14 protein-coding genes and 1 tRNA gene are annotated in these 15986 nt (G+C 45.1%); 14 read left to right on the forward strand and 1 reads right to left on the reverse strand.

The features are described 5' to 3' along the window. Window position 1: 1 nt before the first annotated feature. The 11 genes from ACTJJS_RS01200 to ACTJJS_RS01250 all read left to right on the forward strand — a co-directional run bounded on the left by ACTJJS_RS01200 (window position 2) and on the right by ACTJJS_RS01250 (window position 11613). Window positions 2–1066 carry a M20 family metallo-hydrolase gene (locus ACTJJS_RS01200; protein ID WP_440662097.1) on the forward strand — a complete coding sequence of 355 codons (1065 nt, stop codon included), beginning with the start codon at window positions 2–4 and terminating at the stop codon, window positions 1064–1066. Window positions 1067–1087: 21 nt separating this feature from the next. Then, window positions 1088–2422, forward strand: coding sequence for an argininosuccinate lyase (argH, locus tag ACTJJS_RS01205; protein WP_440662098.1), 1335 nt, complete (start codon window positions 1088–1090; stop codon window positions 2420–2422). A gap of 259 nt (window positions 2423–2681) precedes the next feature. After that, window positions 2682–3239: a hypothetical protein gene (locus ACTJJS_RS01210; RefSeq protein WP_440662099.1), complete on the forward strand. Its 558-nt coding sequence runs from the start codon at window positions 2682–2684 to the stop codon at window positions 3237–3239. Window positions 3240–3289: 50 nt separating this feature from the next. Further along, entirely contained in the window at window positions 3290–3574 is a 285-nt protein-coding gene (locus ACTJJS_RS01215; RefSeq protein WP_440662100.1) for a hypothetical protein, read from the forward strand. A 32-nt stretch (window positions 3575–3606) separates the two neighbouring features. Then, the gene (locus ACTJJS_RS01220; RefSeq protein ID WP_440662101.1) at window positions 3607–4149 is read left to right on the forward strand and encodes a hypothetical protein; all 543 of its coding nucleotides are present in this window, start codon (window positions 3607–3609) and stop codon (window positions 4147–4149) included. A 152-nt stretch (window positions 4150–4301) separates the two neighbouring features. After that, window positions 4302–8705, forward strand: coding sequence for a DUF6443 domain-containing protein (locus ACTJJS_RS01225; protein ID WP_440662102.1), 4404 nt, complete (start codon window positions 4302–4304; stop codon window positions 8703–8705). 9 nt (window positions 8706–8714) lie between these two features. Then, a complete protein-coding gene (locus ACTJJS_RS01230) occupies window positions 8715–9245 on the forward strand; it encodes a hypothetical protein (protein WP_440662103.1) in 531 nt (176 codons plus the stop codon). 148 nt (window positions 9246–9393) lie between these two features. Further along, the gene (locus tag ACTJJS_RS01235) at window positions 9394–9993 is read left to right on the forward strand and encodes a hypothetical protein (RefSeq protein ID WP_440662104.1); all 600 of its coding nucleotides are present in this window, start codon (window positions 9394–9396) and stop codon (window positions 9991–9993) included. Between the two features lie 41 nt (window positions 9994–10034). Further along, window positions 10035–10226: a hypothetical protein gene (locus ACTJJS_RS01240; RefSeq protein WP_440662105.1), complete on the forward strand. Its 192-nt coding sequence runs from the start codon at window positions 10035–10037 to the stop codon at window positions 10224–10226. 39 nt (window positions 10227–10265) lie between these two features. Beyond that, window positions 10266–10712: a hypothetical protein gene (locus ACTJJS_RS01245; protein WP_440662106.1), complete on the forward strand. Its 447-nt coding sequence runs from the start codon at window positions 10266–10268 to the stop codon at window positions 10710–10712. A 295-nt stretch (window positions 10713–11007) separates the two neighbouring features. Continuing rightward, entirely contained in the window at window positions 11008–11613 is a 606-nt protein-coding gene (locus tag ACTJJS_RS01250; protein WP_440662107.1) for a hypothetical protein, read from the forward strand. A 90-nt stretch (window positions 11614–11703) separates the two neighbouring features. Here ACTJJS_RS01250 and ACTJJS_RS01255 read toward each other — a convergent pair whose 3' ends face one another. Then, a complete protein-coding gene (locus tag ACTJJS_RS01255) occupies window positions 11704–14079 on the reverse strand; it encodes a TonB-dependent receptor (protein WP_440662108.1) in 2376 nt (791 codons plus the stop codon). A gap of 308 nt (window positions 14080–14387) precedes the next feature. On the opposite strand from ACTJJS_RS01255, the gene ACTJJS_RS01260 reads away from it, so the two are divergent. The 3 genes from ACTJJS_RS01260 to era all read left to right on the forward strand — a co-directional run bounded on the left by ACTJJS_RS01260 (window position 14388) and on the right by era (window position 15960). Beyond that, complete coding sequence (locus ACTJJS_RS01260) at window positions 14388–14795, forward strand: single-stranded DNA-binding protein (RefSeq protein ID WP_168869682.1); 408 nt, start codon at window positions 14388–14390, stop codon at window positions 14793–14795. Window positions 14796–14904: 109 nt separating this feature from the next. Then, window positions 14905–14976 (forward strand) — tRNA-Met (locus tag ACTJJS_RS01265). 114 nt (window positions 14977–15090) lie between these two features. Then, a complete protein-coding gene (gene era / locus ACTJJS_RS01270; protein ID WP_168869681.1) occupies window positions 15091–15960 on the forward strand; it encodes a GTPase Era in 870 nt (289 codons plus the stop codon). Window positions 15961–15986: the final 26 nt, after the last annotated feature.

Consider the following 15986-nt stretch of genomic DNA (forward strand, 5'->3'; position numbering starts at 1 on the left):
TATGTGGAACGAAAAATTATATGACGTGGCTGTGGCGCTGTTAAAACAGCTCATAGCCACGCCTTCTTTAAGCCGGGAGGAAGACGGTACCGCCCAGGTGATCAGTGACTTCCTGACCGCCATGGACATACCACACGAACGGCACCTTAACAACGTGTGGGCTGTCAATAAACATTTTGATCCGTCCAAACGTAATATCCTGCTGAATTCCCACCACGACACCGTGAAGCCTAACCCGCAGTATACCCGCGACCCTTTCAGTCCGGATGTGGAAGACGGCAAACTGTTTGGCCTGGGCAGCAATGACGCCGGCGGCTGCCTCGTCAGCCTGATCGCCACTTTCCTGCATTTCTATCACCGCACAGACTTGGAATACAACTTTGTGCTGGCGGCTACCGCAGAAGAAGAAATTAGTGGTGCTAACGGTATCGAAAGCATCCTCGACAAACTGCCTGCTATCGATTTTGCAGTAGTGGGAGAGCCTACGCTGACACAGCTGGCCATCGCTGAAAAGGGGCTGATGGTGCTGGATTGCATCGTTTACGGCAAGGCGGGCCATGCTGCCCGTGAAGAGGGCGAAAACGCGTTGTACAAGGCATTGCCCGATATTACGTGGTTCCGCGATTTCCGTTACCCGAAAGTATCAGAGACGTTAGGTCCGGTGAAGATGAGCGTCACCGTTATCAATACTTCCAACAAAGCGCACAACGTAGTGCCGGCCGATTGCAGTTTTGTCGTAGACGTACGCGCTACCGACCAGTACACGCTGGAGGAGCTGCTCGATATCATCCGTGCGAATGTGCAATGTGAAGTGAAGCCCCGTTCCATGCGGATGCGGCCTTCCTTTATCCCGATGGAGCATCCTTTTGTACAGGCGGGCATCACGCTGGGTAAAACGTGGTATGGTTCACCCACCACGTCGGACCAGGCGCTGATACCGGCCACCTCCGTGAAGATGGGGCCTGGTGATTCCGCCCGTTCCCATACAGCAGATGAATTCATCTACCTGGAAGAAATCAGGGCCGGTATCGATAGTTATATCCGCATCCTTGAAATGATCCAGTAATTTGTTGATAAAATACTTTTTATGAAACTGTGGCAAAAAGACAAGGCATCGCTGGATGCCGTAGAGAAATTCACCGTCGGCAAAGACCGTGAGATGGATGCTTTCCTGGCGCCGTTTGATGTGCTGGGCTCTATGGCGCACATCACCATGCTGCAAAGCATCGGGCTGCTAGAAGCTGATGAGCTGACCGTCCTGAAGCAGGAGCTGAAAAAGATATACCAGGATATCCAGGATGGCAACTTTGTGCTGGAAGATGGGGTGGAAGATATTCATTCACAGGTAGAATTATTGCTGACACGTCGTTTGGGCGAAGTCGGTAAAAAGATACACAGCGGCCGTTCCCGTAACGACCAGGTGCTGGTGGACCTGAAACTGTTTCTCCGTCACGAGTTGCAGACGATGGTGTCTTCCGTAAAAGCCCTGTTTGACCTGCTGCAACAGAAAAGTGAAGCATATAAAGATCATCTCATCCCCGGATATACCCACCTGCAAATCGCCATGCCTTCCTCTTTCGGGCTGTGGTTTGGCGCGTATGCAGAAAGTCTGGTCGATGACCTCACCATGCTGCAAGGCGCTTACAAAGTGGTGAACAAAAACCCGCTCGGCTCTGCTGCCGGTTACGGTTCTTCGTTCCCCCTTGACCGTGAGATGACCACCCGTTTGCTTGGATTTGATGCGCTTAATTACAACGTGGTATACGCCCAGATGGGCCGCGGTAAAACGGAAAAGATAGTCGCCTTTGCGCTGGCCGGCATCGCCGCCACCATCGCTAAAATGGCCATGGACGCGTGTTTGTTCATGAACCAGAATTTCGGCTTTATCAGTTTCCCGGATGAACTGACCACCGGTTCCAGTATCATGCCGCACAAAAAGAATCCCGATGTATGGGAACTGATCCGCTCTCATGGTAATAAGTTGCAGGCGTTGCCCAATGAAATCGCCATGATGATCACTAACCTGCCTTCCGGCTACCATCGCGATCTGCAGCTGCTGAAAGAGAACCTGTTCCCCGCTTTCCAGACGCTGCGTGACTGCATCGATATGAGCCGCCTCATGCTGGAAAATATCCGCATCAAAGAGAACATCCTCGATGATGAAAAATACCAGTACCTCTTCAGCGTGGAAGTGGTGAACAACCTGGTACTACAAGGCACCCCGTTCCGTGAAGCGTACAAGCAAGTCGGCATGGACATCGAGCATGGAACTTTTGCCCCTTCAAAAGAAGTGAAACATACCCACGCCGGTAGCATCGGTAACCTGTGCACAGCAGAGATTGCAGCGCAGATGGACAGCGTGATCAAAGGGTTTCCTTTTGACGCGGTGGAGAAGGCGATAAAGCAGTTGCTGGCGAGTTAAAGTTGTCTTGATGAGAAATATTGGCCCTCTTCGCGATTAGGCGGAGAGGGTTTTTTATTTTAGTGGATATGAATAGTCATCTATTAAATAGAGTAGGATGGTTACCAACGATTTGTTGGAGCATATTAATTCCTGCGTTGCTGACTATTTGCTCCACGCAGGTAAATGCACAAATGCTAAAACGTGTGGCGTTATCTAAGGCGGAACGAAGCAATGGCTTTTTTATGAACGTTGACATAGAATGAAAAGCTTCCCTGCCATGAAAATACTCTTTACTTCTCTGTTATTGATGGTGATTGCGGGCTTTAACCGCCCGGAACGGCCTCCCGGAGGGTCTTTTGACCATTTCCTGGATAGTCTTTGCTATCAACCAGATGCTGTGGTTAAAAAGGCACTTGGAATATCCAGGAAAGAAAAATTGTACGTCCTGCCAGGTGGCGGCAGATGGGACCGTATACGTGATATGGGGTTGGTCCGTCAATATTATCAACATGTTCCAACTAAAGAAAAAGCTTACTGGTGGCCACGCTACAGCTTACTGATGCTGGGGCGCAAATTTTTTGTTAAAGATACCTTTGATTACAGGCAGGAGTTCCGCTATCTGGAGGAAGGAAAAATCATGTATGGTCAATCTTCTTTTGTTGTATTGGAAGCAGGTCCTCCCGATGAATGCAGCGGTCTTTTCTGCAGAGTGATGTACTATCCTGTTGTAGGGATGTATAAATCAGATACCAGCATGTATAGTTTTGTCAACGTAGATGATGTTACCGGGCTTCGCTATGGCGATTTTAAAGTGCTGATGTCCCGCTGGATGTAGCCAGCCGCATGTATTTAATGCTCTCTACCTATAAACAAAAATTATTGCTTGTGAATAAAGTCGAACAAATATTCATAGAAAAAGTGTTAGAGCGCGGAGGGCTATTTCTTTATTCCAGAGAAACAGCCTTGGAATTTGTAAAAGCGTGCAGAAAGGAAAATATAGATTTGTTAGGGATAGATGGCTTCTCTTTGATTGATAATAGTATTCAACCCAGTATGGCGGATAGTATCGATTTTTCATCTTTATTTCTTGAAGGAAACGTGTATAGAAAGGCGATAGATTTTTTAGAAATAAGACCAAGCGATATGGTTTTCGAGATATTGTGCAGATGATAGCTTTTAGGTCGCAGTATAAACCAGGTAAAATGAGAATTGTGAATCATATCATCTTTACAATAATAGCATGCTTTCTTCTTTCCTGCGAGAGTGGACCAGGTGAGACTAAGCGAGGCGGTTCTAATAGAGTAGACTCTCAAAGAACAATAGCTGATTCTTTATTTCAATTTGGCAATAAGGCTGCTGTAGGGAAATTGATTCCTGAGAAAATAGAGATTAAACCTCAATCCGCTATTACAATAGTATCCGCACAAAAGACCATAGAAGGGGCAAAATACGAGGAACTGATTTCAAAGTGTAGGGAATGGAATCTTTCGAATGAATCTATTACGATGATACTAAAGCATGGTAAGCCAATAAATATGCATGATTTTCACTATCTGTATTATGTGTTCCCATGTGATATCAAGGGCATAGTCCAAATAGATAGCTGCATTTACAGGTACAGAATAAATGCCGGATCTTTTTTTACTATTTCAAGCGTCGATTCGACGTATTATTTTGAATGCAACGCCCCTAAATATAGAAAGTTTTTTTTGATGACTGGTGGTGATCCCCGGAAAGATTTCTAGTCATCAGCCTGTGAATAATAATGTTAATTGCTTATATTTACGAATGTGGTGCCCTGATTAATCTGCTGTATACTGTATAAGCAAGCTTAAAATTTCCTGTACAGATAGTGTTATCCCTGTTAGAAGCCTGGTTGTTACCTAAAAATGAACCTATGAGTGAAGATAAACGAGTTACCCTTGCCAGTTTTTGCCCGACTTTATTAGCTGTTATTCTTTTACTGGCTGGAAAACCGGTGTTGGCCCAGCAACCCGGAGGTTCTCCGTTGCCCACTGCGACGCCGGTAAATTTGCCTCCTGCGTATACAACCCCTGTTGTGAACTATGTTCGTACCTGGGAACCTTCCGCGCCCCTGACAGACCCAGCTGCCGTTATCACAAGCGGACAGGTTGCTGAGGTGAAGCAGACAACCCAATATTTTGATGGTCTTGGACGCCCGTTACAAACGGTGGCCAAAGGAATGAGTGATATGGGGAAAGATATTGTTGCTCCCGTGGTCTATGACGCTTTTGGCCGGGAACAGTATAAGTACCTGCCCTATAAGCATGAAGCCAGCGATGGCAAGTTTAAAACATCTCCTTTCAGTGAGCAGCAACAGTTTTATCAGAATTCCGGCAATTATCCCAATGAGAAGATCTTCTATAGCCAGACTGAGTTTGAAGCTTCCCCTTTAAACCAGGTTTTGAAGACCTTCGCTCCGGGCAATAGCTGGGCAACGCGGCCGGTAAATCATCAGTATCTGGTGAATACGGTACAGGATTCAGTAAGGATGTGGAGCATAGGCACTACCGGTTTGCCAGTAAGTCCCAGGATTTATGGGGCCGGACAATTATTGGTCAATATTACCATTGATGAAGACGGTGGGCAAGTAGTGGAATATAAAAATAAGTCAGGACAGGTGGTGCTCAAAAAAGTACGGATGTCGCCTACGGCGGGGCCTGCACATATGGGATGGCTGTGTACCTATTATGTATATGATGACCTGAACAATCTTCGTTTTGTCATTCCGCCGCTGGGTGTGGAGAAGATCACCGGTAGCTGGAACCTTGCTGCTATTGCCGATGGACTTTGTTTTCAATATACGTATGACGGAAGAGGAAGGATGATAACCAAGAAGGTGCCTGGCGCCGGCGTGGTGGAAATGGTATATGATGTGCGTGACCGGTTGGTGTTTACCAGAGATGCTAATCAACGAGCGCAGAACCTCTGGCTTACCATGTTTTATGACCAGTTGAACCGGCCGGTAGAAACAGCACTGTATAGCAGGGATATTTCCAGAGAAAGCCTGCAGGCATTGTTGAACGGAGCCGCGAATAACAGCGGCACCAGCAGCTATACTTTCCCTGGTATTGCTGATCTGGTGGTGGCCGTTCATGATGCGCCTCATTCCCTTTATCAGGCTACCAACAGCGTAACACTGGATGGCGGTTTTGACACAGGCGTAGATCCAGATGTTGATATCGTTATTAATACCTCTCTGACCGGTGGAAGTGTCAATGTACCGGTTAGTAATCCGTTACCGGATATCTTCAACAATGGCACACTTACACCATTAACTTTTACTTTTTATGATGATTATAGTTTCTCAGGTGCGCGGTTAGCAGAGAGCGGGTATTTTAATAAGCCTACCACAGGGGGAAACCTATATGCTGAGCTGGTGAGTGTGGGTGGCCCTACCCAAGGGCTGGTTACAGGAACGCGTATCCGTATTTTGGGTACAGATACCTGGCTGACATCAACGACTCATTATGATAATAAAGGCAGGGTAAGCCAGGTAATATCGGATAACGCTGTCGGCGGCACCGATGTAATAACGAACCGTTATGATTTTAATGGTAAGTTAATAAGTACTTATCAAGCCCATAAAAACAACCGGAGCGGTGCCACGCCACAGACAACGGTTTTAACGGCTATGTTATATAATGCCCAGGGGCGGCTGAAAGAGGTAAATAAACAACTGAACGATACCGGTACTGTGCGGACGGTATCCCGTCATTCCTATGACGAGATTGGGCAGCTGACCACAAAAGAGTTGGGGATTGTCTCCAATGGTACTCCGTTGGAGAAGCAGACTTATGATTATAATCTTCGCGGCTGGCTGCGCAGCATCAGCAAGGAATACGTGAATAATGGCACAGGCGGAGCACATTTTGGCCAGGAGCTGAACTACGACTATGGTTTTACTAATCCGGCATTCAACGGTAATATTGCCGGAATACGCTGGAAAGGCTGGAATGATACTACTCAACGGGCATATGGATATACTTATGACCCGGGGAATCGTCTGACAGGCGCAGCTTTCTCTCAGATCAAATCCGGCAATTGGTCAGATAGCGAGGTGGATTTCACAACAAACAATATTTCCTATGATGCCAATGGGAATCTATTAAGCATGAATCATCGTGGCATGGTCAACAACGCCCGCGCTGATGTGGATAAGCTGCGCTATCGCTATAATGACAACAGTAATCAGTTGATGTCTGTGTATGATGCCGGATTAGCTAATACCGGTCTGGGTGATTTTACAGACAGTCAGGCAGATGGCGTTGACTATAATTACGATGGGGCTGGGAATCTTATCAAAGACGAAAATAAACAGATTACCTTCATTAGTTATAACCACCTTAACTTACCTGAGCTGATTACCATTACAGGCAAGGGAAATATCCGCTTCAGTTATGATGCCGGCGGTAAAAAAGTCCGCAAAACGGTTACCGATAATACGGGTGGTATGACAAAAATTACCACCACTGACTATTTGGGTAGTTTTGTATATGAAAATGACAGTCTTCGTTTTGTGGGACATGAAGAAGGGCGGATAAGGCCTGTTTATCAAACTGGTCAGCCGCTTGATTTTGCGTTTGACTATTTTGTGAAGGACCATTTGGGCAATACAAGACTGGTGCTGACGGACAGATCGAACTCGGCTCTATATACCGCTACAATGGAAACACCCAGTGCCGCTAAGGAAAATCTGTTGTTCAGTAATATAGACAACACCCGGAGTAACAAGCCCGTGGGATATCCTGCAGATGAAAGTGCGGGTAAAAATGAATCCGTGGCTAAATTAACGGCAACAGGCACCGATAAGAAAATTGGACCGTCCTTGGTATTACGGGTTATGGCCGGTGATACGATTCAAGTCAGCAGCAAGGCGTTTTATAAATCCAATGGCCCGGCTAATAAAAATAACCCGGCCGTACCTGCGGAAAATATGGTAGCTGACCTGATTGCAGCATTCGGTGGTACTGGTTCCGCAGATGCCACACACGGTAATGCCGCGCTAGTAGGCAATACTCCATTTAACACCAATTTCTACAATAATGACTATCGTCAGTTAAAAGAAAAGAACCCTGACCAGCAGCCTGGAAAACCAAAAGCCTACCTGAACTATGTGTTGTTTGATGATCAGTTTAAAATGGTGAATGAAAACAGTGGAGTGAAGCAAGTGAAGGCAGAGCCAGATCAGTTGCAGACACTTTCACAGGGTAAAATGGTCATCAAAAAGAGCGGATTTTTGTATGTTTATACAAGTAATGAAAGCCAGCAGGAAGTGTTTTTTGATAACCTGGTGGTGGCACACAATGGAGGCCCAGTGGTAGAGGAAACGCATTATTATCCGTTTGGGTTGACGATGGCCGGCATCTCTTCAAGTGCTTTGATGGGAACGAAGTATCAGGAGAATAAGATAAGGTACAATGGAAAGGAGTTGCAGAGTAAGGAGTTTAGAGATGGAAGTGGATTAGAATGGTATGATTACGGAGCGAGGATGTATGATGGACAAATTGGAAGATGGCATAACATTGACCCCCTCGCTGATAAATGGCATAATTATTCTCCTTATAATTATACACTTAATAGTCCATTGAATTATGTGGATCCTGACGGGAGGGATGTACGGATAAGTGTTCAGCAGGACAAAGATGGTAATGTTACTATTACACTTTCCTCAACTATTTACGTGACTGGCTATGAGGCAGGCGAACGCGTGGGAGAATATAATAAATATCTAAAAGATCATCCGGATTTAATGAAAAATAGCGTTAAGAATGGAGATGGTACTACAACTAGCGTTAATTTGGATTTTAAATACGTCATGGCTTCAGATGAAGATATAAAGCGGGTCGAAGATGAAGACACGCGTAACGGAGATAATTTGATAAGATTAGAAGATAATGAATATCGGTCGGCCTCAGGAGGATATACTAAAGAGGTATATGCTAAAGAAAAGAACCCTGAAACTGGAAAGTGGGATAGGATAGGTATCGAATCATTTACTGACTATAAATTAAGAATGGGAAACTCACATACAGCTGCTGGCCGCTACTATGGATCTCCCCACACGGCCTTTCATGAAGTAATGCATCTATTTGGACTAAAAGATTGGTATAAAAGTGCTGCTGCACAACGAATAGTAGGGCCTAATGATGTTATGAACAACTCTAATTCTACCACTCCGATTATTCATCAGACGCATTGGAATAGTTGGGTGAAGGAGATTAGAAACAGACAACAGCAACAAGGTAATAACTTTATTTTGAACCATTTTTCGGAATAAACGCCGTTTATGAAAGTCTATATAATTTTTCTGTTTGCATTGATGTCCTGCAATAGGGCACTACTTGTTCCTCAAAAAGACGTAATCCGAAATCAAAAGGGGTACATTGTTTTTTATTATGAAAATGAAGAAGCTCTTTTTTTTCCGTGGGCAGATACAATTGATGTCCGGTTTCTAGCTAGAAATCATATGGATGGATACAGGATCGATAGAAGCATAAAAGATCTTCAATATATAAAGGAGTTGGCGATTGGCCAAAAAATAACAAAGAATATACTACAAGATGATCATTCTATTCAAGTTGAGGAAGTGGTAAAGTTACTTCCCGTAAATATTAAATTTTTTTGGGGAGAAGGTTGGAAATTGCGGAAGGCAACTAAGAATGGACAGAAAGTCAATATTAAGTATACGTTTTCAAATAAGGATGTTGATCTTATCTACAAGATTTACGATGATAGACAAATATTATCTATTGTACCAGTTAGAGAAAGTGATAAGCTTAGAGTTAAGGAAGCCGTACCCGAAAATTCGCCTAATTAATGGGCAATTCGTGCTTAATTTGCTAGTTAGCCGATGTAACCCGGTAATAGCAACACAAAGTTGTAGAAAGGGTGTTTGATGTCAAACCTGAACCTGTAAATAGTGATGATGTACGCGAAATAACCAAACCTGAAATGAAAAAGTTTATATGGCAGGTACCCTAATAAAGATGAAGGCGGTTCTACTTTTAATTATCACCGTACTAAATTTCAGCGATTCACTGGCTCAGACTATTTTTAAGCTTGTTGAAGCCAAAGGTAGAAATAGTGGGGAAGCCACGGTATTCGATAATGCGGATAAATACTATAAAATAGTATTAGTTAATGATAGTCTTGATAAAAACTTTTCTTATCCGCTTATAACTGAAAAATATCATATTGATACACTTGGGGCAATAGAGGAGTTACTATCTCTGAAAGGAAATGAAAGAATATGTACCCTTCCAATTATGAGTTACAACCCTTTGAGGTCACAAATTTATATGGGGCCAAATAAAAATTACTCAATACAAGTTGAGGCCCTTTTTATAATAAATCAATTGATATTTGAGCGCCCTTTTGTTTATTCCTCATATCCTGTTTTAGTTAATAAAGTCAACAATTTGGAGGCTTCAGTATCAGGTGAGATAATAGATAAAGCGTTTGAGGCATACCGCAGCTGGTATATGAGGTTGAAGGAAATAGGAGTACAGGAGATTAAATATCGAAAAATTATGCCTCTTGATGGTACATCTGTTAAGTGGTATTGATTCTGCCGCTAGAGGAACGACAATAGAAAGAAACCGAAAGGATGTTAAGGATACTAACTTATAGACCTTCAGAAGGCGGAGGTGGTGATATAAATGCTGGTATGTTAATGAATAATACAATTGCAGAATCACAAAAAGTGGAAAAAGTTCCTCACGAATTATACCATGGTTATCAGGATGAGTATGGTGAAAGTGGAGCGACGATTAATGTTGAGGTGGGAAAACGACACTAATCCTGTTATTAAAAAAATCTTTCCTTTAATAAGATAGATATGAGATATGGATTAATATTAGCTGCTTTACTGAGCGTCTTTTTCATGGACGTTTGTGTCAGTCAATCAATAAATAATAAGACGAGGGATACCAATAGTATTATAACGGATCCGATAGAAGTGCTACCTTTTCATGTTTATCGACAAAATATGTATGTAAGACTGCCGGACAGCTTAGGAGAAAATAATAGGAAAGGATTGGCTATGTTGAATTTGTATATAAATAGGAACGCTGTAATTGATAGCTTTGTGATTGTAAAGTTGTTAACAAGTCATAATGGTCAAAGTGTAATTAATTACTATAAAGCACAGCCTATGAATGAGAGTGTTAGGCGATATTATCCTTTTATATCTGAGTATTTAAAAAGAAAAGTCAAAATAAAGAAGGTTCCTAATGTGAATCCTGACGAAACAACAATAATGAATTTGATGGTTAGACTCAGATAACCAGAAGGACGACTGTATTGATGAATACTCCTGATAAAATGTATCGACAGAAGAAAATCTCAATAAAACTTATAAAAAAGAGACCGCAAACAGGAAAAGCCAGCACTGTCCAAAGATGGAAATGCTGAAACAAAAAGTGCGTCTCCTGCGGTTATAACAACTATATATGGATTCACTGTTTATGGCACAGCCACCTCAATTACGCCTAATCCATATAACGCTCGCCGCCCTATTCTTGAAAATGATGTCACACCATCAGCCAATAGTTACCTGTATATAAAAGCTTTAAAAAATAATGAGACTTTTATTTTTGTTATTGTCAAGTATTTTCATTATTTCCTGCCGACCACAAGCACCTGCTAAAAGCGATAAGCATAAACAGCCAGCTATAGACTCCGTGTTTTATTACATGAAGGCTGAAGCGGAGCTGTTTTCAATGCCATTCGAACCTATTGTAGCCGACAGTAATGAATTGGTATTCTTTTATAGTAATAGATTCGATACTTCTATGCTGGTACATATTAAGAAACGTACAAAAGATATCTATGGTATTGTATATCAGGTAGCCTTACCATACTATCAAATGGAGACCGAAATCAATAAACCGATATCTAAGCCTCAGTATTTCGAAGGATTTAGTTTTTATGTCGATTCAAGTCAATGGGAGAGCTTAACGAAAGCTGCCGATAGTATTCTGAGTATTGAAACTTCGTATGAGGCGAATATGCCATACGACAATCCCAGATATGCGCTGGCATTCAACTCGAAATCGAGATGGAACATCAATAGGAAAGATGATCAGATGATGAGTGAATTTTCAACGCTCGTAAAGCATACTTTCCTATATGATTGGATGTCAAAGAAACCCAAATGGACATGGCAAAAGCCCAAAGAACGCTAAAGACGTTATTGGAGTGACTTACCTTTTGTACAAAACACAAGGCCAGCTTGTTCCGCAAGCTGGCCTTATGTTTTGATAGAAATTTGTTACTTAAAACCCTACATTCACCCCCACAAAGAAATTAAACCCTGCCATCGGATAATAATAATTGCTATACACCACCTTGTTCTGCTGCAGGTCATAGCTGCTGTAAGTACTACCATTCGGTTCATATTTCGCATCAAATATATTATTGAGCAACAGCTGCACACCTAACTCACGGAACAACGGCTGCGGCACTACGTAATTGAAGCGCAGGTTGTTCACATAGTAGGGGTTCAGGCTGGCGGTTTTGCTGGAAGTATTGTCCATATACTGACGGCTGACGTATTTGCCGATCAGGTCTACGGTCAGTCCTTTCAGCGGACGGGCAGTCAGCGTATAGCCGCCTACGAAAGAAGGGGAGAAGGAGATATCTGTTTTATTGTAGGTTTGGGTATGGGCAACACTGTTGTCGTCGTAGGCAACGGCGTTGTAGTCCAGCACTTTGTTCTGGCTGAAGGCGGCGTTGGCGCCGACAGTGAAGATCTCGTTTAGTTTCACGTTGCCACTCACTTCCACGCCTGCACGATAACTCTTAGGGATATTGGTGCGGACGTAGGCGCCTACATCGGTGAGCATACCGGTTTGTACCAATTGGTTTTTGTAGTTCATATAGTACACGTTGGCCTGCAGGGAAGCGATGTTGTTGCTCCAGGAGTAACCGGCTTCTACGTCGCGGAGTATTTCCGGTTTGGGCTGGGCTACGCCGTAGTTGGATTCGAAGTCCACGCGGTTAGGCTCTTTGTGCGCGATGGCGATAGAAGCGAACACACGGCTGAGCGGTGTGAGGTAATAAGATATACCGGCTTTGGGATTGAAGAAGTTGTAGTTCACGTGCGGCATGTAGGTGGGTGCAGCTTCGAAGCCGTCCATGTTGTACGCGATATTGCGGTATTGCAGTTCGGCGAAGGCGCGCAGTGCTTCGGTGATTTTATATTCTCCTTTCCAGTAGATATTGAAATCGTTTTTATCGGCGGGGTAACGGTAGTATTCATGGTCTTTGTCGATGCCGGCTTTGGCCCATATCACTTTGCCGTAGTGGTCGCCGGTGTAGCGGTTCCAGCCGCCGCCCAGGCTCCAGTTGAATTTGTTGCCGGTACGGTTGACGGAGAATACGCTGCCGTAGAAGTAGTTGTCGAGCCATAGTTGTTGCACGAGGTCGGTGGTATCTATAGTAACGCCGTTGTGTTGGTACGGAGGCAGACCGTAATCCGCGAGGGCTTTATTGGCTTTGTAGTTTTCGTAGTAGCCACGGCCGCGGGTGAGATGGAGGGCTACGTTGAAATTAAGGCTGGAATTGATTTCCTGGTTCAGGAACAGTTGGTAGTGGTCCTGTTGGTAGTTGTCTGTTTCGTTGTTATAGGGTGTGCCGGGTTTTTCGGTGCCGGCGGAGTTGTAGGTACGGTTTGTTTTGAGCAGTGCTTCCGGCACGCCGTTCCACGCCTGGTAGGTTTTTTCTTTACCGGAAAAAACGTTGAGGCGGATAGCTGTTTTCCGCGAAATGTAGGCCGCAGAGGTGTAGAACGAGCGCAGGTCGGAGGTGGCGCGGTCTATATATCCGTCGGAGGAGATTTTAGAGAGGCGCGCGTCGATGGTGAAGTGGTCGTTGATGAGGCCGGAACCGGCTTTGACGGTGTTTTTCCAGCTGTTGAACGAACCGTAGCTGCTGCTGATTTCGCCATAGGCTTTCTCGCGGTATTCGTTGGTGCTGAGGTTGAGCGTGGCGCCGAAGGCGGCGGCGCCGTTGGTGGACGTGCCTACGCCGCGTTGCAGTTCGATGCTGCTGACAGAAGAGGCGAAGTCGGGCATGTTCACGAAGAAGGTGCCTTGCGATTCTGCGTCGTTGATGGGAATACCGTTGACGGTCACATTGATGCGGGTGATATCGGAGCCGCGTACGCGCATGCCCGTATAGCCGATACCGGTGCCTGCGTCTGAATTGGTGACTACGCCGGGCTGCTGGTCCAGCAGCTGTGGCAGGTCCTGGCCGAGGTTGCCTTTTTTGATATCGGCGGCGGTGAGCGTGCTGTTGACGAACGGCGCGTTTTTACCGGCACGGAGACTGCTGATCTCTACCGGTTTCACCAGCAGACCGGTTTCTTCGAGGACGATGTCTGCCACCTGTGTATTATTGGCGGATTGTATTGTTGTGGTGTATGATTTGTAGCCGATATAGCTGGCTTGCAGTGTATAACTTCCTTTTTTAGGGAGATGGACAGAGAAGTGCCCCTGCCGGTCTGTTAAGGCGCCGGTTTGATTCACAGATATGGTAACGCCTTCCAGTGGCTTACCATTGGTTTTGCTGGTAACGGTACCAGTAACCAGGGATTGTGCATGTAAAGTGCCTGCCATAGACAGCAGCACCAGCAACATCAGCTGTTTCATTTCTAGTATGTCTGTTTTCGTTTTTTTAAATTCCTAACCAGCATTACCTGGTCCAGGTTCTGTGGGTGTGATCTCAGCCTGAAAAGTAAGGCACCCCATAAATCGCGGCGGAACGGTTGATCTCCTTGCGAAGCCACAAAGGTAGCACAAAAAAACATCTTTTGCGGTTTTGCTTTTCTGCCGGGCTTTTGCGTGAAGGAAAAATACTTTGCTCTCTTCTCCTGTGTGAAACAAAAAATTGCTTAATTTCCTGTTACACTTCTCTCAATCATCTTGTATTTAATTTTTAACCATTAAATCTTTATGAGATGATGAAACTTCAGTTTATCGGCTATCTGGGCCGGGATGTTGTCAGGAAAGAAGTGAACGGCAACGTGGTGCTCAATTTTCCGGTGGCCGTTAACGAGCGTTTCCGGAACCGTGACGGGGTACTGGAAGAACGGACCACCTGGGTGGACTGCTCCCTGTGGGGACGGGAAACCATGGCGGCGCACCTGCACCAGGGAACGCTGGTGTACGTGGAAGGCGGCCCCAGGGTGGAAGGGTATATTTCCCGCACCGATCAGCCTGCCGCGGCCTTAAGGCTCCGGGTGTACCACCTGCAACTGCTCAGCCGTAAGGATGACGACAGACGCCGTCCCGCTCCTGTAGAGGTCCCGGCCGTTCCGGAACAGGAACTGGTGGAAGAACAACCCGCCGATGATCTGCCCTTCTAAAAAAGACATGCATTCCAATATGAAAGCCAACCGGTTATGGTTGGCTTTTTCATTTTCTTTGAAAAAAGTTTTGGTGCGAATGAAATTAATACTATCTTTGCACCCTCATTGCGAGGTAGAGCAGAGGTAGCTCGTCGGGCTCATAACCCGAAGGTCAGTGGTTCGAATCCGCTCCTCGCTACAAAAGAGCGCATCAGCGCTGGTAAAGAGACCAGAAAGAGCCGAAGAAATTCGGCTTTTTTTATTTCCGTAAGTTTGAGTAGAGAAAAAGCAGCACAGCCTTTATTAGATAGTCATGCACAAAGCAGGTTTTGTAAACATATTCGGTAAGCCCAATGCGGGGAAAAGTACCTTGCTCAACGCCATCATCGGCGAAAAGCTCGCTATTATATCGCCCAAAGTGCAAACCACCAGGCACCGTATCACCGGTGTCATCACCGAACCCGGTTACCAGATCGTATTCTCGGACACACCAGGTATCATCGACCCAAAATACAAACTGCACGAGAAAATGATGGGTGCGGTAAAATCCGCACTGGAGGATGCAGACGTTGCCCTGCTGATCATGGACGCGAAAGACTCGCTGGAAGAGAACCTCGAACTGTTCGATTCCCTGCGCCTCAAAGTACCGGCCATCCTCATCCTCAACAAAATGGACAACCTCTCCAAAGAGGATATGGACACGCTGATGGAGAAAGCGAAAGCATGGGGCAAAGCAAAAGTAGTGGTACCTATCTCCGCCAGACAGAAAAAAGGTATCAAGGAACTGATGCAGGAAATCGTAGCGCTGCTGCCCGAAGGCAACGCGTTCTATCCGGACGACACCCTAACGGACAAGTCTACACGCTTCCTCGTGGCAGAAATGATCCGGGAGAAAATCTTCCAGCTGTTTGAAGAAGAAATCCCTTATCATACCACGGTGATCGTTACACAATACCAGGAAAAAGAAACACTGACAAAAATAGCAGCAGAGATCATCGTTACCCGCGAAACACAGAAAGGCATCATCCTCGGCGAGAAAGGCAAATCCATCCGTGAGCTGGGAACACTGGCCAGGCAGGACATCGAGAAATTCATCGAACGCAAGGTGTTCCTCGAACTGCATGTGAAAGTACGTGGCAAATGGAGGGACAATGACCTGTACCTTAAAGAATATGGGTACTAGTCAGTAATTTTAAAAAGTAGTAATCA

This window comes from Chitinophaga sp. 22308 (assembly GCF_052045305.1).
Lineage (GTDB): Bacteria > Bacteroidota > Bacteroidia > Chitinophagales > Chitinophagaceae > Chitinophaga > Chitinophaga varians_A.

Coding starts and splice junctions, on each gene's coding strand:
- ACTJJS_RS01200 (WP_440662097.1), top strand. CDS start 2: ATGTGGAACGAAAAATTATATGACGTGGCTGTGGCGCTGTTAAAACAG.
- argH (WP_440662098.1), top strand. CDS start 1,088: ATGAAACTGTGGCAAAAAGACAAGGCATCGCTGGATGCCGTAGAGAAA.
- ACTJJS_RS01210 (WP_440662099.1), top strand. CDS start 2,682: ATGAAAATACTCTTTACTTCTCTGTTATTGATGGTGATTGCGGGCTTT.
- ACTJJS_RS01220 (WP_440662101.1), top strand. CDS start 3,607: ATGAGAATTGTGAATCATATCATCTTTACAATAATAGCATGCTTTCTT.
- ACTJJS_RS01225 (WP_440662102.1), top strand. CDS start 4,302: ATGAGTGAAGATAAACGAGTTACCCTTGCCAGTTTTTGCCCGACTTTA.
- ACTJJS_RS01230 (WP_440662103.1), top strand. CDS start 8,715: ATGAAAGTCTATATAATTTTTCTGTTTGCATTGATGTCCTGCAATAGG.
- ACTJJS_RS01235 (WP_440662104.1), top strand. CDS start 9,394: ATGGCAGGTACCCTAATAAAGATGAAGGCGGTTCTACTTTTAATTATC.
- ACTJJS_RS01240 (WP_440662105.1), top strand. CDS start 10,035: ATGTTAAGGATACTAACTTATAGACCTTCAGAAGGCGGAGGTGGTGAT.
- ACTJJS_RS01245 (WP_440662106.1), top strand. CDS start 10,266: ATGAGATATGGATTAATATTAGCTGCTTTACTGAGCGTCTTTTTCATG.
- ACTJJS_RS01250 (WP_440662107.1), top strand. CDS start 11,008: ATGAGACTTTTATTTTTGTTATTGTCAAGTATTTTCATTATTTCCTGC.
- ACTJJS_RS01255 (WP_440662108.1), bottom strand. CDS start 14,079: ATGAAACAGCTGATGTTGCTGGTGCTGCTGTCTATGGCAGGCACTTTA.
- ACTJJS_RS01260 (WP_168869682.1), top strand. CDS start 14,388: ATGATGAAACTTCAGTTTATCGGCTATCTGGGCCGGGATGTTGTCAGG.
- era (WP_168869681.1), top strand. CDS start 15,091: ATGCACAAAGCAGGTTTTGTAAACATATTCGGTAAGCCCAATGCGGGG.